This window comes from Vibrio sp. Y176 (assembly GCF_033438945.1).
This window is the reverse complement of record NZ_JAWOQS010000636.1, coordinates 1-657: the sequence shown is the minus strand read 5'-3', so window position 1 is coordinate 657 and position 657 is coordinate 1. Positions and strand designations below refer to the sequence as shown.

Annotated in this window: 1 protein-coding gene; it reads left to right on the top strand. The window is 44.4% G+C overall.

Features of this window, described 5'->3' with window-relative positions; genetic code table 11:
- Positions 1-109: 109 nt before the first annotated feature.
- Positions 110-657, top strand: a 548-nt coding sequence (locus R7O13_RS27785; protein WP_318305314.1) for a carbonic anhydrase, incomplete at its 3' end; no start/stop codon positions are given.

Genomic DNA, 657 nt, shown 5'->3' with positions numbered 1-657 from the left:
ATTCCAAAGTTTGTTTGCAATCATAGTTTCCACTCTGTAACGACCGAATCCTGTGAGATTAGTATGGCTTTGCTTTTACAACACTTCACTTGAAGGGATAAGGAAAATCATGAAAAAGTCACTTACAGCGATTGGATTGTCTTTGGTATTCGTTGGTTCGGCCAACGCAGCAAACTGGGGTTACGAAGGAAGTCACGGACCAGAGCATTGGGGCGAGTTTGCTTCTGAATGTGCGCAAGGTAAAAACCAAAGCCCGATTGATATTCATGCGGCGACGCAAGCTGAATTAGCAAAACTGCAATTGGATTACCAAGGCAAAGTGGTTGCGCTAACAAACAATGGTCACACATTGCAAACCAGCATTGAGGGAGAGAATGTTCTGACCATTGATAGCAAAGCGTTTGCTTTAAAACAGTTTCATTTCCACACACCATCTGAAAACCATGTCGACGGCAAATCTTACCCATTGGAAGCGCATTACGTTCATGCCGATGAGCAAGGCAATCTCGCAGTAGTGGCGGTATTTTTTGAACAAGGCAAAGCCAATCCTGCTTTGGCGAATTTGCTAGAAAATGTGCCGGAAAGAGATCAAAACGTAGCGATTCGCGCTCCTTTCGATGCAAACGCTTTGATTCCTAGCGACAAAGACTACTACCG